A 25,548-nucleotide genomic window follows, 5' to 3' on the forward strand; every position below is an offset into this window, starting at 1 on the left:
TAGGCGCCATAATCAACCTCTCTGGCACAGGCGTCGCACCAGTTTGATCGGATAGCGCAAACTGGTGATTCATATATGAAAACGGGGATAGGTATGGCAGGTGTCAGTTTGCGCAGTGGGGCAAACTGGTGCGCGGCGGCACTGGGCGGAAGCGGTGCGGGTGGGCTAATCGAACAGGTTTAGCAGGTTTGCCAGGGTCTCCTCTCCCTTGGCCAGATTTTTCTCCGGGCTCTGTTCGCCAAAGCCCTCCCACTCCACATCATCGACGGGCAGCTCATCCAGAAAACGGCTGGGGGTGGTTTCGCTCATCTCGCCAAACTGTTTGCGTTTGCCGGCGAGAGTCATAGTCAGGGTGCGCTGGGCGCGGGTAATGCCTACATAAGTGAGGCGGCGTTCTTCCTCGATATTGTTATCTTCAATACTGTTGCGATGGGGCAATAGTTCTTCTTCCATACCCACCATGAACACATGGGGGAACTCCAACCCTTTGGAGGCGTGCAGGGTCATGAGCTGCACCTGGTCGCTCAGATCTTCCTCTTCCTGACGTTCCATCATGTCGCGCAGCACCAGTTTGGCGACGGCATCTTCAATGCGCGACTCTTCGCCCTCGTCATCGTCGCTGCTGTTTTTGTCGATGGTTTTTTGCAGCGACTCGACCAGATAAAACACGTTCTCCATGCGCTTTTCGGCAGCTTTACTGCTCGCCGAGTTCTGGTGCAACCAGCCCTCGTAGTCTATGTCGTTGAGCATCTCGCGGATGGCATCCACCGGCCTGTCGCCCCCACAGTTGCGTGTCACTTGTTTGATCCAGTGCGCAAATCGCTGTAATCGCTCCAGATTTTTTTCAGGAATGCGACTTTGTAGGCCAAGTTCATCCAGCGCCGCAAATAAACTGATGTGGCGTTCACTGGCGTAACCACCCAGCGCCTCAAGGGTACTGGTGCCGATTTGGCGGCGCGGGGTGTTAATGATGCGCAAAAAGGCATTGTCGTCATCGGGGTTAACAATGAGGCGCAAATAGGCCATTACATCCTTGATTTCCGTTTTGGCAAAAAAAGATGAGCCGCCGCTGATCTTGTAGGGAATCTGGTGCTGTTGCAGCTTCATTTCCAACAGGCGCGCCTGATGGTTGCCGCGATAGAGAATGGCGAAGTCGCGAAATTTGTATTGCTTGCGCAGCCGCTGGGTGAGTATCTCCGTGGCGACACGCTCGGCTTCGGCGTCCTCATTTTTGCAGCGCAGCACCCGGATGGGATCGCCAAGGCCCATTTCACTCCACAGCGCCTTGTCAAAGTCATGGGGGTTGTTGGCGATCAAATGGTTGGCGACGCGCAGAATACGGCTGGTGGAGCGATAGTTTTGCTCCAGTTTGATTACCCGCAAGCTGGGGTAATCCTGCTTTAACAGTGACATGTTTTCCGGGCGCGCACCGCGCCAGGCATAGATGGACTGATCGTCGTCGCCCACCACCGTGAGCGCGCCGCGATTGCCCACAATCAACTGCACTAAGAGGTATTGGCTGGAGTTGGTGTCTTGGTATTCATCCACCAAAAGATAGCGAATCTTGCGCTGCCAACGCTGTAAGACCTCGGCGTTGGTTTGGAACAATTCCACAGGAATAAGGATCAAATCATCAAAGTCCACGGCGTTATAGGCGCGCAGGGCTTGGTTGTAGCGCTGGTAAATCAGTGCGATGGCCTGTTCACCCGGACTTTGGGCCACACTCAGTGCCCGTGCCGGAATGATCAGGTCGTTTTTCCAGTTGGAAATCTGGTGCTGCACCAGATCCAGATGGTCGCTGTCCAGGTCGCCATCTTTCATCATCAGGTCTTTGAGCAGGGAGCGCGCATCTTCGGAATCGAAGATGGAAAAACCGGGTTTAAACCCGAGGCTTTTGTGTTCGCGGCGAATGATATTCAAGCCGAGGTTGTGAAAGGTCGACACGGTTAAACCGCGTGAGGCGCTGCCTTTCACCAATTTACTGGCGCGTTCTTTCATTTCCCGCGCTGCCTTGTTGGTAAAGGTGAGGGCGGCAATATGGCGCGCAGGTATATCGCACTGCTCAATCAGGTAGGCGATTTTGCGGGTGATCACACTGGTTTTGCCGCTACCGGCCCCCGCCAGAACCAGACAGGGGCCATCGATATAGAGCACGGCTTCTTTTTGGCGCGGGTTGAGTTGGGTCACGGGTCATGCCTGGGTCAAATGGGGGAGCATTCTAACAAGCTACCCCCGGCTTGTAATGCAGATTGCGCCTGTTTGCGGCGCCCGGTTGGCGCTATAACTGCATGAGCGACTTGTCAGGATTATGGTGTTTTTTTGTTATAGGCAGGCCGTTTAGTTTGCCTGGGTGCGCTGTTACCATTGAGTCGATTGGTTCATGCGTGAAGCAAGTGGTAAGGGATAGAGTTCCATGGACAACAAGATCAACATTTTATTTGTCGACCGTGAACAGGGTGAATACCTGCTCATTGCCGAAATTTTGTCACATATCCGGCAAGTCAGTTACGAGTTGGTCTGGTGCGATCAGCTCGATTTGGCGCTGCCCAAAATTCTCTCCCAGCAATTTGACGTGGTGTTGCTCGATTACTATTGGGGCGAGGAAAGCGCGCGCGATCTGCTCAATGCGGCGCGGGTGCAAGCCTGCCAAACCCCGATTGTGGTCATGACCGATGAGATGGAAACCGAAGTAGACCGCGAGGCGATCCGCGCCGGGGCGGCGGATTACCTGATCAAAGGTCAAATTGATCACCTGCTGCTGGAGCGCGCGCTGCGCTATGCCATCGAGCGCAAACAAACCGAGCAGCACCTCACCCGTCTCGCCCATTACGACTCGCTCACCGACATTCCCAACCGCATCCTGTTCCGTGATCGGCTGGAGCACGCTGTGCATTTGGCCGAGCGCGACCATACCAGCTTTACCCTGATGTTTATCGACCTCAACGGCTTCAAGCAGGTCAACGACAATTTTGGCCACGATGCGGGCGATGCGATTATTCGCATCTGCGCCGAACGTTTGAATGCCTGCCTGCGTCGCAGCGATTCGGTAGCGCGCATGGGTGGCGATGAATTCACCCTGCTGCTGCAAAATATCGCCAACAGCACTGATGTTGCCCACATCGCGCAAAAAGTGATTGATTCCATCCAGCAGCCCGCGGATATCAACGGCCACGAAGTGGTGGTGGGCTGCAGTATCGGTATCGCCATCTACCCCGAAGCCGGGCGCGATGCCGATACCCTGCTCAAACACGCCGATATGGCGATGTACAAAGCCAAGCAACTGTCGGGTAGCAATTACCGCTTCTTTACTGAAATGATGAATCAGGATGTGCGCCGTCAATTGCGTCAGGAAGCTGACCTGCGTGCGGCTTTGCGTTACCAGCAATTTGTCCTGCACTACAGCCCGCGTATCGATATGGCGACCGGCAAAGTGGTCGCGCTGGAAGCCCAACTGCGCTGGGATAAACCCGGCGTTGGGCTGCTCAACCCCAGCGAGTTCATCGCTACCGCCGAAGAAAGTGGCGTTATTACCGCGATTGGCTACTGGGTACTGCGTCAGGCCTGTCACGATATTAAATTGTTACAAGGCTTTTGGGATGAGCAGTTGATGATGTCGATCCACCTGTCCATGCGCCAATTCAAAGACGAGAACCTAGTGCACGAAGTCGCGCGGATTTTTGCGGACAACGACATCCAGCCGGGCGATGTTGAATTTGAAATCACCGAGACAGTCTTTGCCGACAACATTGATTTAGTATCCCTGTGCATGCGCCCGCTGTCGTTTTTCGGCATCAATTTCCTGCTCGATAATTTTGGTGCTGGCAACTCATCGCTGCTGCACTTACAGCGCTTGCCGATCAGCACCGTCAAAATCGACCTCGGCTTCTTGCAGGAATTAAACCGCAGTCATACCGATAAACGCCTGGTCTCCGCCATGATTACCCTGGCCCACAATCTGGGCAAACTGGTGGTGGCCGAAGGGGTAGAAACCAAAGACCAAAAACAATGGCTGAAGGAAATGGGCTGTGATCTGATGCAGGGGCGGTACATCACCGAGTCCAGGTCTTATGCGGAAATCCTCGCCTGGTTACAGGAATCCAATATTCCCCATCAATCCAAATTGAATTGATGGGGAATCGCTTTACTGGCTGAGTTGTCGATCCAGCGTGCGATAACTCAGCGCTTCACTGATATCCACGGTCGTTAAATGATCCCGTCCGGCCATATCGGCCAGGGTGCGCGCCAGTTTCAGCACCCGGTGATAGGCCCGCGTCGATAGCCCCAGCTTTTCAATCGCTTGCTCCAGCAGGTTTTTATCGGCTTGCGTCAACTCGCAGTAAGTTTCCAATTCCGGTGCGCTCAGTTGATGGTTGGCCTTGCCCTGCCGCGCCAACTGCCGGTTGCGCGCCGCTTCTACCCGCTGGCGGATAGTATCGCTGCCATCGCCCAGTGTTTTGGTTTGCAACTCCCCCTGGCGCAGTGCGCGCACAGGTACGTGCATATCTACCCATTATACGAATCTGGAATATGCAGATTTTGTAGGGGGTATTCTAAAAATAATGAGTAAAAACAATGCATTATCCAGTGGTTTGGCCCAACAAATTATTCCCTACATTTTTCAGTGGCGGCCCGCTTGGTGTCAAGCGCCAAAAGATAACCTGCCCGCTTGTTGTGATCGGTCGTAAAGCGAATGAAGCGAAAACCTCCAGCAATTTACTATCTACGAAACTCTATTTTTTAGTATAAGTCGGACGAATCTAAGAGATGTTGGATGAAAAAAGCGCGGTTTACGGTGGTGGCTCGGCAGATAAGGGTGTTTTGCAGGAATTGCGTGGGCAGTCAGCAGAGCTTCACTGGCTTCCGGTTGAGCCGGGGGTGAATAATGCGCGCAACAAGGAAGGCGCTGCGTTTCTTCGAGCCTGCACCAGATTTTCTGGCCTGCTGACGCACAGTGAGTCCTCATTGGGCTCGTCTATCTCTTCTCTCATAATTTTTACGTTGGCAGGCGCAACAAAACCCAGTCTTACTTGATTGGAGTTGCAATCATTGAGATGAACCTCGATCAAGCCATCGCTAGTGTGTATGTGAATTACTTGGTGCGGACGGCGTGTGAGTACGAGCATATTAAACTCCCTTTCAATATGATTGTTATCATTCTAATATCTAATCGTAAATTCTCTAAATCAAAAAATCTAGACGTTAATCAGAATTAAAAAAATTCTGTGCCATATGTAGTGGTCAATAAAAACCAAAAAAGTTAAGTACACTTTTTAAATTCAATTGGAGTTTTATAACCCAACGTCGAATGTAACCTGCGTGAGTTGTACCAGTCAACAATATAAGCCAGCGCATCACGAATTGCCTCTATCCGATTACGGTATAATTATCCCTGATCATTTCACGCTTCAGGTTGCTAAAGAAACGTTCTACCGCTGCATTATCCCAACAATTTCCCTTGCGGCTCATGGAACACACAGCTCTGTGCTGTTTTAATGAGGCTTGGTATTTCAGGCTCGCATATTGCGATCCTCGGTCCGAGTGGTGAATCAGCCCTTGTGAAGTGGTCTAATTAGACCACTTCAAAGCCCAAGTTTCTTATTACGAAAATGCTTTTTTTTATTTCTTTTATGCTTTTTGTGTAGTTGTTTTGGATGATTAATCAACGCTAGAATTCTGTAGTAAATGAACTACGTATTTGTTGTACAAGGATTTCCATGGATACAGGTTTACAGTGCTTGGTAGCACTTGCAGGATTTCACCAATTACCCGCTGATGCGGCACAAATTTCCCACCAATTTGCAATACCCGGTCAACCTTTTAGCCACACCGAAATACTCCGAGCCGCTAAAGCGCTAACCTTTAAAGCAAAGCGCTTTACATTTCCGCTTGCTAAGCTAATCGGTTCCAGCTTACCCGCTATCATCAAAACCAAAGATGGTGATTACATCATTCTTGCACGTATTGCTGAAGAGAATGGTGTGCCTACTAAGGTGCTAGTGCAGGATTTACGCGAACAAATTCCAAAGACATTAAGCGCTGATGAGTTTATTTCACTTTGGTCAGGTGAAGTAATTTTTCTTAGTCGCCGCCTCGGTATTCGTGAAAGCCTGCAACAAAAGTTTGATATCAGCTGGTTTATTCCGTCACTCATTAAACACCGCAAGCTGTTTGGCGAAGTATTAATAGCTTCGTTCTTTTTGCAATTGTTTGGTTTGATCACGCCGCTGTTGTTTCAGGTGGTGATGGACAAAGTCTTGGTACATCGCGGCTTCAGCACACTCGACGTCATCGCTTTTGCCTTTTTTGCGATTGCGCTTTTTGAAGCAGTGCTCGGAGGTATTCGCAGTTATGTGATGACACACACCACCAGCCGTATTGACGTAGAATTGGGCTCACGTTTGTTCCATCACTTGATGGCCTTGCCGATGGGTTATTTTGAGGCTAGGCAGGTGGGTCAAAATGTCGCGCGAGTGCATGAACTGGACACTATCCGCAATTTCATTACTGGCAGTGCCTTAACGCTCATACTCGATTTGGGCTTTACTATGGTTTTCTTATTGGTGATGTGGTGCTACAGCTCCATATTATTCTTTGTTGTCGCTGCGACTATACCTTGTTACATACTCTTATCTATTTTTATTACCCCCATCCTGCGTTATCGTCTGAATGAGAAGTTTAAATATGGTGCTGCAAATACCGCTTTCCTTACTGAGTCAGTTACTGGGGTGCAAACTGTAAAAGCCATGGCGGTAGAACCGCAAATGCAGCGCAAGTGGGAAGATCAGTTAGCCAATTATGTCAGTGCTTCTTTTCGTAGCCAAAATCTTGGTAACGTCGCAAATCAAATTGCTGGTTTAATTAATAAACTCATGACACTCGGTATTATTTGGTGGGGAGCACATCTGGTTATTGGTGGTGAGCTTACCGTAGGTGAGTTGATTGCCTTTAATATGCTCGCCGGCCGCGTCAGTGGCCCCATTTTAAAACTGGTGCAACTCTGGCAAGACTTTCAACAAGCGGGTATTTCCATCGAACGTTTGGGTGATATCCTCAATACTCCTCGTGAGCCGGGCTATAACCCCAATCGCTCCACCTTGCCCTCTATTGCGGGGGAGGTGAGTTTCGAACATGTGCGCTTTCGATACCGCCACGATGGACCAGTCATTCTCGACAGCTTTAACTTGCAAGTAAAATCCGGTGAGATTATCGGTATTGTTGGCCGCTCCGGTTCAGGTAAAAGCACACTCACCAAATTAATCCAGCGCTTGTATTTGCCTGAAGGCGGCCGTGTATTGGTGGATGGCGTTGATCTGGCGATGGTCGATACCGTTTGGCTACGCCGTAATATCGGTGTGGTATTGCAAGAGAATTTTTTGTTCAATCAAACCGTACGGGAAAATATCGCGCTCACTAATCCCGCCGCACCGATGGAGCAAATTGTTGCCGTTGCCAAACTCGCCGGTGCCCACGAGTTTATTGTCGACTTGCCTGAGGCCTACGACACTATGGTCGGTGAGCAGGGCAGCAATCTTTCTGGTGGGCAACGCCAGCGCTTAGCGATTGCGCGTGCACTCCTGACCAATCCGCGTATTCTGATTTTTGATGAGGCCACCAGTGCGTTGGATTATGAGTCTGAGCGGATAATTCAGGACAACATGGCCGAGATCTGTAAAGGTCGCACGGTATTTATTATTGCCCATCGTTTGAGTACGGTGCGTATCTGTAATCGCATTATTGTGATGAGCAAAGGCAATATCATAGAGCAGGGTCCGCACGATGAACTCCTGCAGCAGCAAGGCTATTACGCACAGCTGCACGCTTACCAACAACACATCCCGCAAACGAAAAATACTTCAACGCACTCACACACAAGCCCGAAGCTGGAGGTAGTCCATGACTAATTTTTTCCAGCAACTGGCTGATGCCTGGCGTGAGCGTGCCACACTTGGAGATGGTTCAAAACACCAAAATCTCGCCGAATTTATGCCTGCCGCACTGGAATTGCAGGAGTCTCCGCCCAATCCCTTGGTTCGTTGGCTTGCTTGGGTACTCATTACACTCTTTTTGCTTACGATTATTTGGGCATGCATTGGCAAAGTGGATGTTATTTCCAGTGCAGAAGGGAAAATTATTCCAAGTAGTCGAGTCAAACAAATACAGCCGCTTACAAAAGGGTTTGTAAAAGCTATTCATGTAAAAGAAGGGCAGTTTGTCAATCAGGGGGACGCGCTGATTGAATTGGATCGTACAATCACCGCTGCCGATCAAGCACGCATGCAGCAGGAATTGCACAATGCGAGCCTTAACCTTGCTGGAGCAGAAGCCCTACAATCATTTTTAGTCAGTATATCTAATACAGAAATAACCCCAGATAAAAAACTCAATACGCAGCCCAGTGTGGCCACTGACATCCAACTCAAAGTCCATGCGGAAATTAAACCAACAGAAACTGAAATACTGCTGCACCAACAAAAAACCTGGGAACAGTGGCAACAATATCAGGCACAATTAAGCAGCCTGGATAGCGTGCTTAAAAAAGTGCAGAGTGAAAAAATTGGCAATCAGGAAACCATTAAAAAGCTCCAGCAAACCCTGCCAATGATTACCAAGCGGGCGAGGGCACTGGAAAGCCTCTACGCTAAAAATATGGCATCTGAAGTGGAATATCTTGAACTGGAACAACAGCGAATCGAGCGAGTGCAAGACTTGGCTACACAGCAACAAATGCAGCAGCAATTAAATGCCGCCATTAACGAAGCCCAACAACAAATTAATGCACTCAAAGCTGACACGCTTGGAAAACTATTCACGCAAATTGCTGACAGCCGCAATCAAATCGCCACCATCAGAGAAGAGCTGGTGAAGGCGACGGATATAAATAATAAACAAGTCCTCTACGCTCCCGTATCCGGTTATGTGCAGCAACTCGCCATCAATACTATCGGCGGTATCGTCACGGAAGCACAGCAATTAATGATCATAGTGCCCGAAGAAGAAAGTCTGGAAGTTCAAGTCATGCTCGGCAATCAGGATGTGGGTTTTGTGCAAAAAGACATGGCTGCTGAAATCAAAGTCCATACCTTTCCCTTCACCAAATACGGTTTGATTGATGCAACAGTGACACATATTTCAGATGATGCAATCATCGACGAAAAGCTCGGCCTGGTTTACACCATGCATTTAAAAATGCACAAGAGCACTATTCGTGTAGAAGCAAAATCCGTCAAACTGATTCCGGGCATGGCGGTAACGGCGGAAGTAAAAACTACGCAGCGCAGAGTGATTGAGTATTTCTTGTCGCCACTGCTGAGGTATAAGCAGGAAAGTATTCGTGAAAGATAAAATTACATTAAAAGGATAAAATTAAATGATCAGGAAATTAGTGTTTTTTGTATGCACTCTGCCGATGACACCTTCATTTTCTGCCGAAATTGTGATCCTACAAAACGAGGTTTATGCAAAAGAAATGGGCTTAGGAAACCTCTGTAAAGATGTAAAAAAGGAATTACTTGCGAAAAGCAATTTCTGCGAAGCAATTAAATTTAATGGTAAAAATTTTAGTGAACCTAAATGGGAGGCTAATAATTCTAATAACTCAGCCGCATCTTATGCAATCCTTGATTATGATAATGACGGAACAGTTGAAACATTGCAAAGGCAAAAAAGAAAAGAATTTGCTGAATGTCCTCAGTATGATCTTCCAAGTGAATACATTTATAGCTACATAGGTGAGCCCAATAAGCCATCCAAAACTACAGGCGTGCGCGGATTTAGGGGGCATTATGCTCCATTTATATATAGAGCAACGACATTGTCGTACCTATCGTCAGGCCCCGTAGAATCTCGGACTATCCAGTTCTTTTATGTCAGAAAGTCAAATTTTGGTCTTATTTACCTACCAATTTGCTCGATAAAAGTTAATGCAAGTATTTAAGGAGAAATGAATGATTTACCAAGAGTTTTCAGATCAAGCTACATACAGTATGTACCTGAGAAATTTGTTGATTGGAGAGGAGGGAGTTGCTGTTAGGGCTTACATGGATACCGCATTTGGCACCCCGAGAATGACTATTGGTTATGGTTTTAATATTCAAGATCGTCTTGATTTAAGGGACGCAGTACTTTCAGCTGTCGGATTTAGAGAATATTTTGAATCGCCCGATGAATTTTCAGAGGATGAATTGGCTGCGGAATCATTTTATTACGGTGCATTATCGAACGCAATTGCGATCGGCGACATAGGACGTCTTGATGAAATAATGGACCAAAGATCTAGAGATCAAAGATATAGTACAGAGTTTCCCGCTTTTCGAAGGAATCAATTCAGTTTGGGTACTCCTGAAGCTCAGGAGATTCTATTAAATTACGCAATCCCTGCATTAGAGGAGCGCTTGTCATCAACGGTGGGGGGGATCCCTCTATCTGTTGAAAGAGCTGTGCTGGCTTCGCTCGAATATAATGGCTTGCTGGCAAATAGTCCTAATTTACTAGACGCTATAAGAGCTGGAGATAGGGTCAACGCTTGGTTTGAAATAAGATATCTATCTAATCGTAGACGAGAAGTTCCAAATCTTGGATTCGGCGTGCAAGGCAGAAGGTTTAGGGAGTCAAATCTTTTTGGGTTATGGGATAATGCTGACATTAGTCAAATTCCTTTTGATGATATTGTAAATAGCATCGATAAACTTTTTTCTAGATATGATGAAGTTTATCTGTTGCGATACGCTAATGCACTCAATTCAACTGGGCCAGAGTATATTAATTTGAACTCTGACTTTTTTATTCAAGTATCTGAAGGTCTCAAAATTATAGGAGACTTTTTCATTAACTTTGATCATTCAGTTCAGGCATTCAGACTTTTAGACTCTGAGCACAATGGCAAGCTTCATGAGTCACATTTAAACTTTAATAATCTTATCAAACTAATGAATAGCGTTTCGGTTGAGACTGGTTCTGGCAACGATGTAATTTTTGGAAGCCATTCCAATGATATTATCTTGTCGGGATTAGGTAACGATACTGTATATGGTTTTGGAGGAAATGATTCAATAAGCGTTGGTTCTGATGTTTTAATTTCGAGGGATCAAGTTGATATTAATTTTCTATATGGTGGCAAAGGATTTGACACATATATCATAAAACACAATTCAGGCAAGACATACATTGACGACGAAGATGGGGAGAACTTCGACCTTGATTTTTCAGTTTATGCTTATGATGAGATTGAAATAGTTAGTAGGGATCCGGTGGTTTTCCGGGTGATCGCAACAGATGAAAAGATCACAATATCAAATCCGTTGTCAGGTATAAATTCAATAACATTTTCAGATCGGAAAATCTCTTCCCTCGAACTAGGCCAAACTGTCGGTACGGATGGCAATGACATTATCACACCGCTTTCACTGAACGGTCATAAGGCATTTGGTGGAAAAGGAGATGATTTACTTATTGGTGGAAGTGCAAGCGATTATCTCGACGGTCAAGAGGGTGACGATAGGATAAGTGGTGGCAAAGGAAATGATACTTTGGTCATAAGCAACGGAAATGATTTCTTGGTTGGTGGTCCAGGCGATGACCGTTACAAGGTCGCTGACAGTCAGTCTGAATATGATAAGTTGTCTGGAGCTCAAACTACCATTATCGACAATAACGATAAGGTTGCTCACTCAACGCAAAAAGCCTTTTATAATGATCCTCTTTCAAAAAATACAGGTATAGATACTCTTGATCTTGAGTACACGGCATTTGAGGATCTTTCGATTAAAAGAAGTGCTGCCAATCTTATTATAGAGGAGATTGGGGGAAAATTTAAAATTGTTCTTGCCGATTACTTTTTGGGTGGCGAAAGTCAAGTAGAGTGGATGATAGTTGGTGATGAAACCATTTCGATTCGTGATCTATCTTTGAATGCACGTTTCTATGATTATATAGATTTAAGTGAGGGTAACGACGAATTTCAATTTTTTTCCAATGATTCCCATCATATAAACACTTTAGGTGGGGCAGACAGCATTTTTGTATATAGCGATTCGAATTTAATTAATCTCGGCGACGGAAACGATAAAATAGTTTCTGTTCATGGTAACAATATTTTGGCTGGAGAGGGTGATGATGAAATTGTTCTAATTCCCACCGTTATCTATAACGCGGAGCGAAATGCTCAGCTGCTTGATGGCGGTGAAGGCGACGACACATTTGTTCTGCAGTCATCGGAGACAGACACACAGTTACTTGGAGGTGATGGTAGTGATGTGTTTAAAATCGATATACATAGTTATAATGCACTTATCAGGATAAATGGAGGAAATGATGACGATTATTATGTTATCAATAGTCTATTTAACACTTTTGATGAGACATTTATTCTGGAATTCCAGGGAGAATTTGGAAACGATACTATAAATTCAGATTTTATTATTCCTAGGATGTTATTCACGGATCTTACAAGTGCTGATCAGCTTGAGCCTCATAGAGATGGTAATAATTTAGCTCTGAAAGTCGGCGATAACATGTTGACGATAACCAACTACTTTGCCAAGCCAGAATCGATAAGGCAAGAGGTTGAGTTATATATTGGTCGGAATCAGCAAAAAGTATATTTAGAAACTCTTCTAAATAACATTGATGATGAGGTTTATACTGGTAATTTAGTTTTAAGAGGGTATTCCAGATTAGATGATATACTCTCAGGCTACGGCGGCGACGATCAAATTTTTGGTTATGATGGAAATGATCAGCTAAATGGTAATGGAGGGAATGATTCAATTTTTGGCGGTCAGGGTAACGATAAAATATATGGTGGTGATGGTGATGACATTATAAATGGTGGGGCCGGTAACGATCATTTAGATGGTGGCAGCGGAAATGATTTATACAATTTTGGGATTGGTGACGGTCACGATATTATTGCAGATATAATTTCTTCGGATGTACTCAGATTTGAATCAGGCTTGAGCCTCGCCGATCTTTACTTTTCGCGTGATGAAAGTAATGCTAATTCATTACTAATATCTTTTAGTAACGCTAATGATAGTGTCTTAATTCAGAATTTCTTTAATTTGATTCTTCCTGGTAGCCAGGGAAATATATCCTTCGAGTTCCACGATGGATATGTTCTTGATAATGAAGTGATTCTCGCTCAGTTCGCTAATCAATTTTATGAAGGAGATGATGAAGATAATCATTTTGTTGGACTGAAGGGAGATGATGTTATATTTGGATACGATGGAAACGACTTTTTGTTCGGTTTTGATGGGAACGATATTATTTTTGGTGGAAAAGATAACGACCACCTTGACGGCGGTGCTGGAGCTGACCAGTTATTTGGTGAAGATGGTGATGACATTATTTTTGGCGGACAGGGAGCGGATAATATAGCAGGAGGGATGGGTAACGATCAGCTTGATGGTGGTGATGGCAATGACATTATATATGGTGAGGATGGGGCAGACACAATTTATGGAGGTGGCGGCGAAGATAGAATTTGGGGTGGAAGTGGAAGTGACTTATTAAAAGGTGGCTCAGGCAACGATTATCTAGAGGGCGAAGCCGGAAACGACCTTATTTTTGGGGATGACGGAGATGACCAAATTTTTGGTGGGAGTGGGTCGGATGAGATATTCGGAGGCTCTGGAAATGACTTTATTCTAGGAGGGGAAGATAACGATTATATAAATGGTGGTACAGGTGACGATGTCTATTGGTTTTCTCGTGGAGACGGAAAAGACACAGTAATCGATCCCCTTGGATATGATCAAATTAATTTTTATGGCGACCTAAAATACACTGATCTTATAGTAAAGCGTTCTGATATAAGTAACGCACCTATCGGCAACCAGATGGGTGATTCGTTACTGATCTCTGTTAATTCAGGTGAATCAATTGAATTAAAAAATGTATTTATTGTTGGTTCGAATTCTCTGAACAGTGATTACCTTATTGAAAATTTTATTTTTTCAGATGGTCGTCAAATGAGCTTTCAACAGATTATTTCCTCTATCCCATTTATTTATGAGGACGAAACTGCTCCAGATATCTGGTCAGTGCAAATCGATAATTCTGGTGAGATGGTGTCTGGTTATTCTGAGGGGGGAGCTTATATCACTGTCAATGACCTATATGGCAATTTAATAGGCAGTTTAAATGCCGATCAAACGACGGGATTTTTTAGTGTTGCTTTTCAGTATCCTTTATTAAATGGTGAATTGATTTATATCCAATCTCAGGATTTTTTTGGCAATATCTCTGGAGTTACATCAATTAAAGCACCGGATCATACTGCGCCGGCAGCTCCAACTGCCAACCTAAATTCAGTTGCAAAAATAATCAGCGGTGTTGCCGAGAGTAGCAGCACGGTAACTGTAAGGGATCATCTTGGTCAGACTCTCGGTATTGCTCAGGCTGACTCAATGACTGGAGAGTATTCAATAGCATTCACTCAAACTTTAATAGTTGGTGAATCGATATATACGACCTCAACTGATTCTGTGGGAAATGTTTCTGCAGCGACACCTACCCTTGTGCCAATCACTACCAGCACACCTGCATTTACGAATGGTTTACGCGGGAGTTTTTATGGATATCATCAACCTGCAAATGGCAACGTGAACCTAACTAACGTTGCACAGGTTCTTGGAATTATCGCAAGTAAAGAGCCAGATGCCACATTTGTAGCATCCCGTATTCAGTACTCAAGCTCGGCATCCCTAGGGATGGGCACTAATTTGCAAACTTTTCTAAATGCGGATGCGGCCTCGTTATCTAGGGATCCTGCTGACACTAGTGATGCCATCATCAGGTTAGATGGAAAAATACAAATGGAAGCAGGTAATTATAATTTCCGAGTGCGGGCCGATGATGGATATAGCCTTCGAATTAATGGGGCTGTTGTTGCAGAGCATAATGCAAACCAAGGTGCGACAACTCGCACTCATGCTGCATTTGCAATAGGCCAGTCGGGATTGCAAGATATTGAAATAATATACTGGGATGCGAATGGAGGTAATACATTGAATATAGAGCTGAGGAGTACAATTACAGGCGTTTATAAATATCTAGATGAGAGCATATTATTTCAGCCAATAACTAACTCTCACTCTGGTATATCAATTGCGGGGTCACCGTTAATAGATAGCATGCATTATTTTAATACTAACAATGCATTAATTCAGGCCATGTCGAGTTTTGCTCCACAATCAGGAGTGCCTAATCAGTTCTGGTCAGCCAACTCGGAATCTACGGCACTTGTGATTGCTGTCAACAGCTAATAACTGTGCAATTTTGGCTCGGCGAAACTGTTGCGATGATACTGTTTCGCCGAATTTCTTATCATCGGTCGCCTTAAGAGTTGGTTAACGTCAAACCAAAGTCTATATCTCTCCACAGAGAATCGAAAAAAATCATTAATTCCATCGGGATATTGGATTTTTCATTTCCCAAAAATGATATCCAGAAGTGGTTAACTTTAAACAAAGCCCTTTTCTCCATTGAACCAAAGGTTGCAAGTGGCATCCGCGCCATGGATAGTCTCGTTCGACACCCTGCCCTGCAGGCTGGCCATGATGTTTCCAGCCCTATACTTATTGAATAAGAACAATTTAACTTCAAAGTCCTTCGTGGCGAACCATTGATGGCTGCGTGTTGATTTGCGTTTAAAACTGACCCACCTTTTGCGTTGAATTTTGACCCACCCTGGATGGTTTATTTTACGGGTTTGGGTTGTGGATAAGTTGTCGTCTTTTTCTCCCTTTTCGGTGGGTTTGAACTCTCTTTGAATCGATAGCTGTCATTGCCGGTTTCAACAATATGGCAGTGATGGGTGACGCGATCCAATAACGCTGTAGTCATCTTTGCATCACCAAATACATTCGACCATTCCGCAAAGCTGAGGTTGGTGGTGATGATCATGCTGGTGCGTTCATACAACTTGCTCATCAAGTGAAACAACAAGGCACCACCGGTTTGACTGAAGGGTAAATAGCCCATCTCATCCAGAATCACTAAATCGGTATGCATTAGACGTGATGCAATTTGTCCGGCTTTGCCCTGCTGCTTTTCCTTCTCCAGTGCATTTACCAATTCAATCGTTGAGAAGAAGCGAACGCGACGATGCAAGTGTTCAATCGCTTGAATGCCGATGGCACTGGCAAGGTGGGTTTTGCCTGTACCGGGGCCACCGACAAACACGACATTCTGTGCGCTATCCATAAAGTCACCGGCACACAATTGCCGGATCAGCACTTCATTGGCCATGCTACTCATAAAATCAAAGCCACTCAGATCACGATACGCAGGGAATTTGGCGGTCTTCAGTTGGTAGGCTACCGAGCGCACTTCGCGCTCGGCCAGTTCGGCTTTGAGTAAATGATCAAGGATGCCGGTGCTCGCCTGGAATGCCGGTGAATCCTGTTCGGCAAGATCGCTTAACGCATGTGCCATGCCGTAAAGCTTTAATGATTTGAGCACAGGGATCATGGGATTAGTGTGCATGCTGGCCTCCTTGTGTGCCGATGGTTTGTGCACGCAGTTTGTCGTAACGATTGACGTTGGCGAGCGGTTCAATGCGCAGTGTTAATGCGGGTGGGACTTCAATCGGTGCGATAGGCGATCCTTCCAGTAATCGACTCAGAATGTTGATGACGATTTGCTTGGAGGGTGAGCCGGTTTCCAAGGCAAGCTCAACGGCAGTGAGAACATCCTGCTCATCGTGTAGTAAAACCAGCGCAAGAATATCCACCATCTCCCGATCACCGCCAACGCGCTTTAACAAAATGGTTTGCAGCGATTGAAAGGCTTGAGGTAATTCGGCAAAGGGCGCGCCGTTGCGAATTGCACCAGGCTTGCGTTGCAACACCGAGAGGTAATGCCGCCAGTCATACACGGTCATTACCTGCTCATGCTTACGGTTAAACACGCGGGTATGCACGGCAATGATATTGCCTTCAGCAATCACCTCCAGGTGATCGTGGTAGATATGCAAACTCACCGGTCGATTAGCAAACGAAGATGGCACACTGTAGCGAGTACGCTCGAAGGTGATTAAACAGGTGGGCGATACGCGCTTGGGCTGCTCGACAAAACCATCGAAGGGTTGCCCCACAGACATCAGGAAAGAACGCTCATGCTCCAATGCCGCTTGAATGGTTAATGCTTCAGTGGGATGGGTGGATTCACTCCAGAGTTGAACGCAGCGCTCGTGCAACCAGTCATTCAGCGCAATCAATGAGGGTTGTGCTGGCACCTGTTGCCAGAGCCTTCTTCGTGCATCCTGCACGTTCTTCTCGACCTGTCCTTTCTCCCAACCCGCAGCGGGATTGCAGAACTCTGCATCAAATAAGTAATGGCTGACCATTGCGGCAAAACGCGCATTCACATCGCGCTGCTTGCCGCGTTTCACTTTATCGACAGCGGTCTTCATGTTGTCGTAGATCCCGCGTTGCGGAATGCCGCCCCACGCCATAAAGGCATGATGGTGCGCATCGAACAACATCTCATGGGTTTGCAGCAAATAAGCGCGGACAAAGAAGGCGCGGCTGTAACTCAATTTGAAATGGGCAACTTGCAGCTTGACGCGCTCACCGGCAATCACGGCCCAGTCTTCACTCCAATCAAACTGGAATGCTTCACCCGGTTTGAACTGCAAGGGAATGTAGGTGTGTTTGCTCGCACCCTTGTTCAATTCCAATTGCTGGCGACGCCACTCGCGCGCAAAGACAGCAACGCGATCATAGGAGCCTTCATAGCCCAGCGCACGTAAATCAGCATGCATCTGTTTGAGCGAGCGGCGTTGTTTACGGGAGGTACGCGCCGCATCGGCTAACCACTGCCGTAACTTATCGGCAAAAGCATCGAGCTTACTGGGTGTTTGTCGTTTGGGATAAACCGGTTCGCTGATCTCATTGCGCAGGTAGCGGCGAACGGTGTTGCGGGAAAATCCGGTACGTCGGGCAATCTCCCGTAGCGAGAGTTTGTCGCGGAAATACCAACGTCTGATCTTGCTTAACATAGCCACGTTAATCACTCCTATCTCCCGCTCAAAAAACAAGCAGGATAGTCGGTTTACGTGGGTCAATTTTCGACGCAAATATGGGGGTTTAGTGGGTCAGTTTTGGGTGCAAAACAACACCTACACAGTAAAAGTAGCCCGAATGCTTCAAGAAAAGGAAGCAACAAGAGGAATGATAAGGAAGAGTGAGAAAGGCGGCCCCTTTTTAGGGGGCCTCAGCCGCTTTCGCGGGACAGGTCGTTGTTACCCAATACTGGCTTGACCAAAATAACTTTGGCAACGGGGTGGCTTGCTACGCATCCGAGAGGAAAGCAATCCTGAAATCACCTCATTAGAAATAGTAGTCTATTAACCAAATTTGAACAACATATTGTTACAGTGTTGATGATTAATTGCATTCGGAGCTTGAGCACACCATTGCAACTCACTGTAAAGTTCAAAACGCTACACAATCCGGTGTTCACGGTTTCTGCCTGTTCATGCTCGTATTTGATCTTGGCATGGAGCCAGCTGTGCCACCGAAGAGCAATCGACTTCCACCATGGGAATACGATCAAGGGCTTTATAGTGAGAGTACGCCATTGCAGCGCACTGTAAAGTCCAAAAAGCTACGCAATCCGGGTACAAAAAATAGGTTTTTACCAAAAGGCCATTTAATGAAAATCAGAGAGAATATCGGCTAGATCGCCGATGACCTCGTTTTTCAACTGCGGCCCCTCTCGAACCAAATGCCTAGCCCTAAATCCAAACTCCTTAGGCCCCTCGTAGTCGGCATGTACTGTATCGCCCACAAACATAGATTGGGACGGTGCTACACCACTGTGACGCGCAATCCACTCATACATTTCCCTTTCCGGCTTAACATATCCCACTTCATAACTCAGACATTTGATGAAATGAAAATCCGATAGCAATTTATCAACGACTATTCCGTATGGTTGAGCCAAATTAGAGCAAATAGCCATACTGATTCCATAAGAATCTAATCGCCTTAGCACAGGAATAACGTCATCGAACAAAGTGAGGCTTTCAATTTCTTGCTCAATCTCGCTAATTAACTGCCGTAGCATGTGGTCGGGAATATCGATTCCCATCCGTGAAAAGACATCTGCGGCCTCTCCAGGTAACGTCATAATCGTCCTAGCGTCCTCGGGGTGTGGAGGGCGGCCTTGCTGCCTAGCCCATTGCATTACTTTTCGATAAGGATGATTCTGTACTCCGAATCGGATCAGCGTACCGTAGAGATCAAATATTACCAATTCGGGCGCGGACATAACTCACCATGAAATTTACCTAATTGAGATTGGGCAATATAAGGTAGTGATCGGTATCCCTTGAGGTATTAGACTCAAGCAGCAAGGATATCCCACTCTCCCCATCAAGAGAAATCATTATGTCATCAGATATAAGTCGTGAAGTGGAAACCCTTATAAGGAACGGTATAGAAACGGAAAGCGACTATCAGAAAGCCTTGGCAATCATTGATGAATTAATTGAACATTATGATGCCAACCTTACTTTGATTGAAGCACTCAGCAGCAGAATTGAAGCCTATGAAAATAAGGACAATTACTTTCAATTTCGACAACCCCAAATATATCCTGCAACAGCAACGCTAACCGTATTGATGGATCAGCATCGTTTAACGACGCAAGATTTTGAATTGGAAATTGGCAGCGAACAAACAGTTATGGAAGTGTTGAAAGGAGACCGTAAATTAACTAGTGAAAACATTTTCAAGTTAGCCAAGCGATTCCGGATTAACCTCTCCTTATTTTGAGGGTAATATATTTTTTAAGCTAAATAGAAATTATCCATTATGGAGCAAAGTTGTCATTTGATCGATCAACGCCTCCCTCCGATTTGAAATAATTCGAGAACTATCAATAAGGTAATCGCTGTGAGAATGCATATGCCATAAAACCAATAGCCGGATTCGTACAGTTCACTATTCGTCGTAAGGGGCCACCCAATTTGAGTTTCTGACCTGGTCCGAACTAGTATGTTTTAGAGAAGATCAGCAGCTAGGACTTATGCACTGCTATTGACTTGGCAATTTTAATAATATTTAGTGAGCCATAATTATTTTCAACATCAACTATTAGCGATTGTGTGAATTCAACATAATTATTCCACTTCTCTATAGAGTAATGAGAGGCATCTAGTAGGTTGGACGTCTTATCGTACAACTTCAATAGTCTTATTTCCTTTGAGCGCTCCCAGATCAAATTTCTTTCATCAGCGAAATTTGCAAATGACATATCTTGAATAAGTTGCCGCACTTCGCAGACCGTGTCTATTGGCAGTTCAGCATGAGTATCTTCCAGTACATCGTGCCACATTAAGGCCAGGCAGCCATTTAGTCGTAATGATTCAGGCAACCTAGTTTCTGCCATAATCGTCATGGCACACCATATAGGATGCACTATATAGGGTGTGGTGCGATCATGAAAACGAATGGCGTCATTTGGAGTAATAGGTAAATCAATATGAGCATGCTTTGCAAAGCTCACACCGTCAACAATCATTTGAGCTACAAGATTTGTATCCATAACATTTACCACCTTAAATAAGGAGTACAGAAAAATATTTTTTCACCGTTGAAGCTTTCGAAATGCAGTTAACAGCTGAAGCTTAATTAGGCAGCAAGCGCTTTATCATTCTGTTGTGCAATTAAAGGATTATTGCCAAGTGATATAGACATCGAACCTACCGAGTTTCTGTAGCTTGGGATAAACCTGTTCGCTGATCTCATCGTGCAATCCCCCGAAACGAGAGTTTGTCTCGGAAATACCAGCTCCTGAGCAATTAATGAGAATTAAATATCTCCCAAAAAACTTGCTTTATCATCGCCACCTTTCTGATCTTATATATAAGATCAGCGCCTACCATTATTTCTTGCCCACGTAAGTACTTGGCGGAAGGAGATGATGACATCGCACCATATTTTGACCAAGGCATCCAAAAGGCCAAAAAAACAACCAGGCCTGATTGAGGGTTGGCCGTCCTTCGTGAAATTTGGGCCAAATCACTCATATCTGCATGATTATAAAAAAGAATTTCGATATTAGGATCACAGACAGCAGGTTGTTTAGGTCGATCATAAAAAGCAATGTGTTTTGAACCATTTGGCCAAAATTTCACATACTTCAACCAGAGATATTCGCGATTGGTACTTATCGCATAAAAAATACCTATCGAAACAATAAAGGGAATAAAGATTTTTTGTAGACCCCCTCGCATCTTTTGATATATGTTTAATATAAGTAAATCAACCTCAGCGGAGGTATTCTGCACTTCATCCACCCCCTTCCAAGCCCTGCCTTGCGACTCAATAGAAGAGTTATCAGATAGTCGGTCTTTATAGATTGACAACTATTAAATAATAGGGATTGTTAGTTTTCTCAAAGGGAAATTCGAGCATGTTCTTGCAGCTTTCTACCTTATTTTATAAATCACTTCCTGGTGATTTGGTTGACCTTAAACAAAACTCGAATGGTGGCTACAAACTTTGCTGGAAGTATCGAAGTATCAATAGGTTGCATGTCATGCCAATTTCCAAAATAGACCACGGAAACCGGCATTATTTTGGAAAGAGAAAATTGCACTATCCCACTGAGTTAATTGTTTATTTTTGCTTTTCAATGGAGAAAAGTGGGGAGGGGTTTAAAGTTAACCATATTTAGAGGTTGGCCCTTTTGTACATTTTTCATAACTTTTATTATTGCGCCACATTGAATTAAGGAGGTAAATATCTATGGCGGCCACAACCATTGGCCGTGTTTTCTTGTCGATCGCTTCAGCACTTATCTTTTTGGAGTTTTTATGAAAAGCAATAAGGTTGTTCCTTTTAAAAAACCAAAATCACGTACTGATGAAACATACAAGGACCCGTGGTATTCAGCCTATGTGATGCCAAATGGGAATATCGTATATGGCGCTGCAGCAATGAATGCACGCGTTGCAGAGGCCGGGGGATTGCAAAATCTTTTGAATACTTACGCAGAAGGATTCTTCAATCAATTCAGCAGGAGGGCATAAAGGAAACACATTAAATATCAGTTAACAATTTATCACAAACAAAGAAGGAGAATTATCTATGACGGCCACAACTACTGGCCGGTGTTTTTTCTAAACTACCTTGTCAGCATTTCTTCTCAAGATCTGCACTAGGGTATTTTTTAAAAGTAAAAGCTAAAAGTGATTGCATGGGGTTTATATGCCAACTTACGCCATAAAGTGTATAGGGTGCAGCAGAAAGATTAATGTATTTAGCAGTATTCGGAATCTAACTAAAAATCAGCTCGATGAGCTGGTTGAAAGTGGTTACACCGAAATTACAGAAGACCAGGCAAGGAAGAGCCGCATTGAGTTAACTGAAGAAGATGAAATGATGTTGGCGGAGGAAGGAAGCATTGGTTATACAGAGGATCTTGAAAGTATCTGCTCACCTTGTGGTTCAGACCAAGATTATGATGACGAGGGTAATAATATTACCGCTGTATAATTGAATTTTTTAATGCCTGTACGGGAACGTACTATGTGGACTGTGAGCTAAATTACGGTGAGTTTGATGCACGAGGTACATCAATAACCGAATGGCTCTAACCAAGGATGTTGTGATTTGGCTAATAATTTAACCTACCCAAATGCCGCCTGAGAGCCACTGCTGTCCCATAGTTTTATTCATAAAGCGAGCCTCATTTGAGGTTCGCTTTTTTTATGGTCTGGCGGGTCAGGCATTAGTATGCTTTTTAAACTGCGACGATCAAATAAATTCAATTGAATCACTCGCATAATCCGCTGCACCGTCCAACCTGACTTCGCACTGTGACGCGCAAATGCCAGCAATAGATACGTAATCATGGCAATCCAAATTTGTGTTAACATCGCATTTCTTGAAGTGCCCACAAACGCTTTGATCTTCAGATTTGGTTAACTTTAAACACAACCCTATTTTTCTCCACGAAGAATAAAAAATATCAATCAGTTCAAGGAGATAGAAGAACTTTCCTTTCCCAAAATAGAACTCGAAAGTCGGTTTTGTTTTGGGAATTATGTCGGCACGTAACTAACTGATATTTCAATTTTTTCAGCACACTTCGTGAATGAAGACATGGTTTTGTTTAAAGTTAACCGATGTTAATCCGCACTTACCTGGCAGCGCCCTGCATGAATGCTGGGAGATGGGCTGGCAACAAGGTGCTGACGAAGACTATGAAGAAGATATGAATCGAGAGTGATTGGAAAATGCTATTTTAATTGTTGGCTCTGTGCCGTTATGCGATGTAATTGAACCACTCCAAATTTTAATGTATCCAGACTGGCCCAGTTGTGCCCAAAGCGGAAGTTGGTGCAGTAATGAATGGTTAGGCGGAAATTTACCTTAACGAAGTCAGCTAAAAGAGATAATAAGTAAGAAGTATTCCACCTTTCGATATGACCAGAGAATATGATGACGTGGATGATTACCAGTAATAGCGAGCAATTAGAAGATATGCTATTAAGTTACTTTTAAAAGTTAGACGAAAAAAAGCCGGTTTGAAATGCGGAAAATCTCTATCTAATTACATCATTAAGCGAATATAAGAATCGAGGATAAAATGAGCACGTTAGACTCACAAGTAGAGGAAAAGAGAAAGGAAATACACACCGATGCCTACCCCATGTCTATTGGCGAGGTAATTAATCTATATACTGACGGTGATTTAGATATTCACCCTGAATTTCAGAGAATATATAGATGGAATGAAGTACAAAAAAGCAGGTTAATTGAATCAATATTGCTGGGAATTCCATTGCCGTCTTTCTTTGTAGCACAACAAGAGAATGGTGTTTGGGACGTGGTGGACGGTTTACAAAGGCTTTCTACTATCTTTTCATTTCTTGGCATATATAAGAACGAAGATGGTGATCTTCAGCCGCCGCTTAGGTTAACTGCTACTGAATACTTACCTGAACTAGAGGGAAAATACTGGAGTGATGACTTCAACAATAATTGTCTATCCAAAGAACTTCAGCGATCTTTTAAACGAGAAAAGATTGACCTAAAAATTATTAAAAAAGAAAGTGATGAGCATACAAAGTATGAGCTTTTTCAAAGATTGAACACTTTTGGGAGCTCGCTATCGGATCAAGAAGTTAGAAATTGTTTGTTAATAATGATTAACAAAACGATGTATGATTGGTTGAATGTGCTTGCTGAAGATGAGAATTTTTCAAATGTTTTTCCTTTAACAAATAAGCAGAAAGACGAGCAATACCATACAGAGTTGGTTTTACGCTTCTTATCTCTAAAGGATGTTCCTATTGAAAGAGTTCGCGGAGGTATAGATATTGGAGAATTTATTACTAAACGTATGAGAGAAATTGCCGCAGATTCAAACTTTGACATGGCAGCTGAAGGAGAAAAGTTAAGAAAGACATTTAGAATTTTAAATACTGCTCTTGGTGAGAATGCATTTAAAAAATACCAGGGTGGCCGTTATCTCGGTGCTTTTTCACTTTCTATATTTGAAGTCATTGGTCTTGGTCTTGGTTTCAATATAGATTCCTACAGTGAGACAAATCCTTCTCACTTAGTGAAAATACGAGAAGTATCAGAAGGTCTGCTGGATAATCCTGAGTTTGTCAGGAACAGTGGTTCTGGCGCGAGAGCTTCAAGCAGGCTTCCCCATATTTTACCTATGGGGAGAGAGATGCTTTCATTATGAAGGTTCGTTCGCTTGATGAGCTTGAGAACATAATATCCCGTGAATATTCCTGGCGAAGGAAAGAACTTACCAATATTAAAAATTTGACGCTTTCTAGTAGGTCTCATATAAAAACCACTTTGTTAAAGTCAAGTTTGACGCTACTTTATTCTCACTGGGAAGGGTTTGTTAAGAAAGCATCTATCGCGTATTGTGAATATTTAAATTTCCAAGGTTTGTGCTATCAAGATTTAACTCAAAACTTTCATGTTTGCGCGCTGATTAATGAGTTTCAAGGACAATACCCCCCTAGAAATTTTAAGTCGTCGTTTGGTATCGTCACAGGTAAATCTCTACGGCTAAGTGAAAAGTTAAAAATTGATTCTGAAAGATACATAGATACCCAGTCGAATTTAAATTCAGAAGTATTGAAAGAGTTGACTCAGAAACTTGGAATTAGCTATTCAGCTTATGAGCTGAAAGAAAATCTAATTGATGAGAGATTTCTTGGCCTAAGGAATGCAATTTCACATGGAGAATATAGATGCATTGAGGAAGAAGACTTCATCGATCTGTATGAAGAAATTACTTCACTGATCGAAACCTTCAAAAACCAAATATCTAATTCAGCGATACTGAAAGAATATTTGGCAGATAACAAGCCTGCCGTTTAACAAATAATGGCGATAAAAATTGTCCGACTCGGCATTAAAATCATCATCTCTGGCGCGGAGCATCTGCCATCAAGGTCCGCTAATGGCCGAAAGCTGAAATACACTAAACATGGGGATGTTGGAAAATGATGCGGTAGCCCAAATAGTGTATCTCAGTACCTATTATGAAAAACCGAAG

Annotated in this window: 19 protein-coding genes and 3 pseudogenes; 11 read left to right on the forward strand and 11 right to left on the reverse strand. The window is 44.3% G+C overall.

Going from position 1 to position 25,548, the window contains the following annotated elements; all coding sequences use genetic code 11:
• Positions 1-165: 165 nt before the first annotated feature.
• Positions 166-2,187: a DNA helicase Rep gene (gene rep / locus B0D95_RS15965; protein ID WP_078044825.1), complete on the reverse strand. Its 2,022-nt coding sequence runs from the start codon at positions 2,185-2,187 to the stop codon at positions 166-168.
• Between the two features lie 226 nt (positions 2,188-2,413).
• On the opposite strand from rep, the gene B0D95_RS15970 reads away from it, so the two are divergent.
• Complete coding sequence (locus B0D95_RS15970; RefSeq protein ID WP_078044826.1) at positions 2,414-4,129, forward strand: bifunctional diguanylate cyclase/phosphodiesterase; 1,716 nt, start codon at positions 2,414-2,416, stop codon at positions 4,127-4,129.
• Positions 4,130-4,141: 12 nt separating this feature from the next.
• Here the strand turns inward: B0D95_RS15970 and B0D95_RS15975 are convergent, their stop codons facing one another.
• The 4 genes and pseudogenes from B0D95_RS15975 to B0D95_RS21155 form a co-directional block, all read right to left on the reverse strand.
• On the reverse strand, positions 4,142-4,501 hold the full coding sequence (locus B0D95_RS15975) for an ATP-binding protein (RefSeq protein ID WP_078044827.1): 360 nt from the start codon (positions 4,499-4,501) through the stop codon (positions 4,142-4,144).
• A gap of 349 nt (positions 4,502-4,850) precedes the next feature.
• Positions 4,851-5,123, reverse strand: coding sequence for a carbon storage regulator (locus tag B0D95_RS21145; protein WP_078044828.1), 273 nt, complete (start codon positions 5,121-5,123; stop codon positions 4,851-4,853).
• A 134-nt stretch (positions 5,124-5,257) separates the two neighbouring features.
• Complete coding sequence (locus B0D95_RS21150; protein ID WP_078045796.1) at positions 5,258-5,368, reverse strand: integrase core domain-containing protein; 111 nt, start codon at positions 5,366-5,368, stop codon at positions 5,258-5,260.
• A 22-nt stretch (positions 5,369-5,390) separates the two neighbouring features.
• Positions 5,391-5,553: pseudogene (locus B0D95_RS21155) on the reverse strand (IS3 family transposase); the annotation flags it as partial.
• Between the two features lie 161 nt (positions 5,554-5,714).
• On the opposite strand from B0D95_RS21155, the gene B0D95_RS15995 reads away from it, so the two are divergent.
• From B0D95_RS15995 to B0D95_RS16010, 4 genes are read left to right on the forward strand one after another with little or no spacing between them, the layout of a single operon-like run.
• Positions 5,715-7,901 carry a type I secretion system permease/ATPase gene (locus B0D95_RS15995; RefSeq protein WP_078044830.1) on the forward strand — a complete coding sequence of 729 codons (2,187 nt, stop codon included), beginning with the start codon at positions 5,715-5,717 and terminating at the stop codon, positions 7,899-7,901.
• Positions 7,894-9,342 (forward strand): HlyD family type I secretion periplasmic adaptor subunit, encoded by a 1,449-nt coding sequence (locus B0D95_RS16000; RefSeq protein WP_078044831.1) that lies wholly within the window; start codon positions 7,894-7,896, stop codon positions 9,340-9,342. Before B0D95_RS15995 ends, B0D95_RS16000 begins: the two co-directional genes overlap by 8 nt.
• Positions 9,343-9,367: 25 nt before the next feature.
• A complete protein-coding gene (locus tag B0D95_RS16005) occupies positions 9,368-9,934 on the forward strand; it encodes a hypothetical protein (RefSeq protein WP_078044832.1) in 567 nt (188 codons plus the stop codon).
• A gap of 10 nt (positions 9,935-9,944) precedes the next feature.
• On the forward strand, positions 9,945-15,266 hold the full coding sequence (locus B0D95_RS16010; RefSeq protein ID WP_078044833.1) for an Ig-like domain-containing protein: 5,322 nt from the start codon (positions 9,945-9,947) through the stop codon (positions 15,264-15,266).
• 433 nt (positions 15,267-15,699) lie between these two features.
• On the opposite strand, the gene istB is transcribed toward B0D95_RS16010, so the two are convergent.
• The gene (gene istB, locus B0D95_RS16020) at positions 15,700-16,488 is read right to left on the reverse strand and encodes an IS21-like element helper ATPase IstB (RefSeq protein WP_078044632.1); all 789 of its coding nucleotides are present in this window, start codon (positions 16,486-16,488) and stop codon (positions 15,700-15,702) included.
• On the reverse strand, positions 16,478-18,010 hold the full coding sequence (gene istA, locus B0D95_RS16025; protein ID WP_210403634.1) for an IS21 family transposase: 1,533 nt from the start codon (positions 18,008-18,010) through the stop codon (positions 16,478-16,480). The genes istB and istA overlap by 11 nt, the downstream gene beginning before the upstream one ends.
• Before the next feature lie 476 nt (positions 18,011-18,486).
• Here istA and B0D95_RS20875 point away from each other — a divergent pair.
• Positions 18,487-18,571, forward strand: a pseudogene (locus B0D95_RS20875) (IS5/IS1182 family transposase); the annotation flags it as partial.
• Between the two features lie 86 nt (positions 18,572-18,657).
• Here the strand turns inward: B0D95_RS20875 and B0D95_RS16030 are convergent.
• Positions 18,658-19,278, reverse strand: a complete 621-nt coding sequence (locus tag B0D95_RS16030; protein WP_078044835.1) for an HAD family hydrolase — start codon at positions 19,276-19,278, stop codon at positions 18,658-18,660.
• Between the two features lie 119 nt (positions 19,279-19,397).
• Here B0D95_RS16030 and B0D95_RS16035 point away from each other — a divergent pair, with 119 nt between their 5' ends.
• Entirely contained in the window at positions 19,398-19,784 is a 387-nt protein-coding gene (locus B0D95_RS16035) for a type II toxin-antitoxin system HigA family antitoxin (RefSeq protein ID WP_078044836.1), read from the forward strand.
• Positions 19,785-20,028: 244 nt separating this feature from the next.
• Here B0D95_RS16035 and B0D95_RS16040 read toward each other — a convergent pair whose 3' ends face one another.
• Both B0D95_RS16040 and B0D95_RS16045 read right to left on the reverse strand, forming a co-directional pair.
• Entirely contained in the window at positions 20,029-20,556 is a 528-nt protein-coding gene (locus B0D95_RS16040) for a hypothetical protein (protein WP_078044837.1), read from the reverse strand.
• Between the two features lie 256 nt (positions 20,557-20,812).
• Positions 20,813-21,301, reverse strand: a complete 489-nt coding sequence (locus tag B0D95_RS16045) for a hypothetical protein (protein WP_149867932.1) — start codon at positions 21,299-21,301, stop codon at positions 20,813-20,815.
• A 528-nt stretch (positions 21,302-21,829) separates the two neighbouring features.
• Between B0D95_RS16045 and B0D95_RS16055 the strand changes: the two genes are divergently transcribed.
• Positions 21,830-22,045, forward strand: coding sequence for a hypothetical protein (locus tag B0D95_RS16055; protein WP_078044840.1), 216 nt, complete (start codon positions 21,830-21,832; stop codon positions 22,043-22,045).
• Between the two features lie 178 nt (positions 22,046-22,223).
• A complete protein-coding gene (locus B0D95_RS16060; protein ID WP_078044841.1) occupies positions 22,224-22,511 on the forward strand; it encodes a hypothetical protein in 288 nt (95 codons plus the stop codon).
• A 179-nt stretch (positions 22,512-22,690) separates the two neighbouring features.
• Here B0D95_RS16060 and B0D95_RS16065 read toward each other — a convergent pair.
• Positions 22,691-22,936: pseudogene (locus B0D95_RS16065) on the reverse strand (IS4 family transposase); the annotation flags it as partial.
• Between the two features lie 671 nt (positions 22,937-23,607).
• On the opposite strand from B0D95_RS16065, the gene B0D95_RS16070 reads away from it, so the two are divergent.
• Positions 23,608-24,717 carry a DUF262 domain-containing protein gene (locus tag B0D95_RS16070; RefSeq protein ID WP_078044842.1) on the forward strand — a complete coding sequence of 370 codons (1,110 nt, stop codon included), beginning with the start codon at positions 23,608-23,610 and terminating at the stop codon, positions 24,715-24,717.
• On the forward strand, positions 24,714-25,370 hold the full coding sequence (locus tag B0D95_RS16075) for an MAE_28990/MAE_18760 family HEPN-like nuclease (protein WP_078044843.1): 657 nt from the start codon (positions 24,714-24,716) through the stop codon (positions 25,368-25,370). Before B0D95_RS16070 ends, B0D95_RS16075 begins: the two co-directional genes overlap by 4 nt.
• Positions 25,371-25,548: the final 178 nt, after the last annotated feature.

Source organism: Cellvibrio sp. PSBB023, from assembly GCF_002007605.1.
In the GTDB taxonomy this organism is placed as follows: Bacteria; Pseudomonadota; Gammaproteobacteria; order Pseudomonadales; family Cellvibrionaceae; genus Cellvibrio.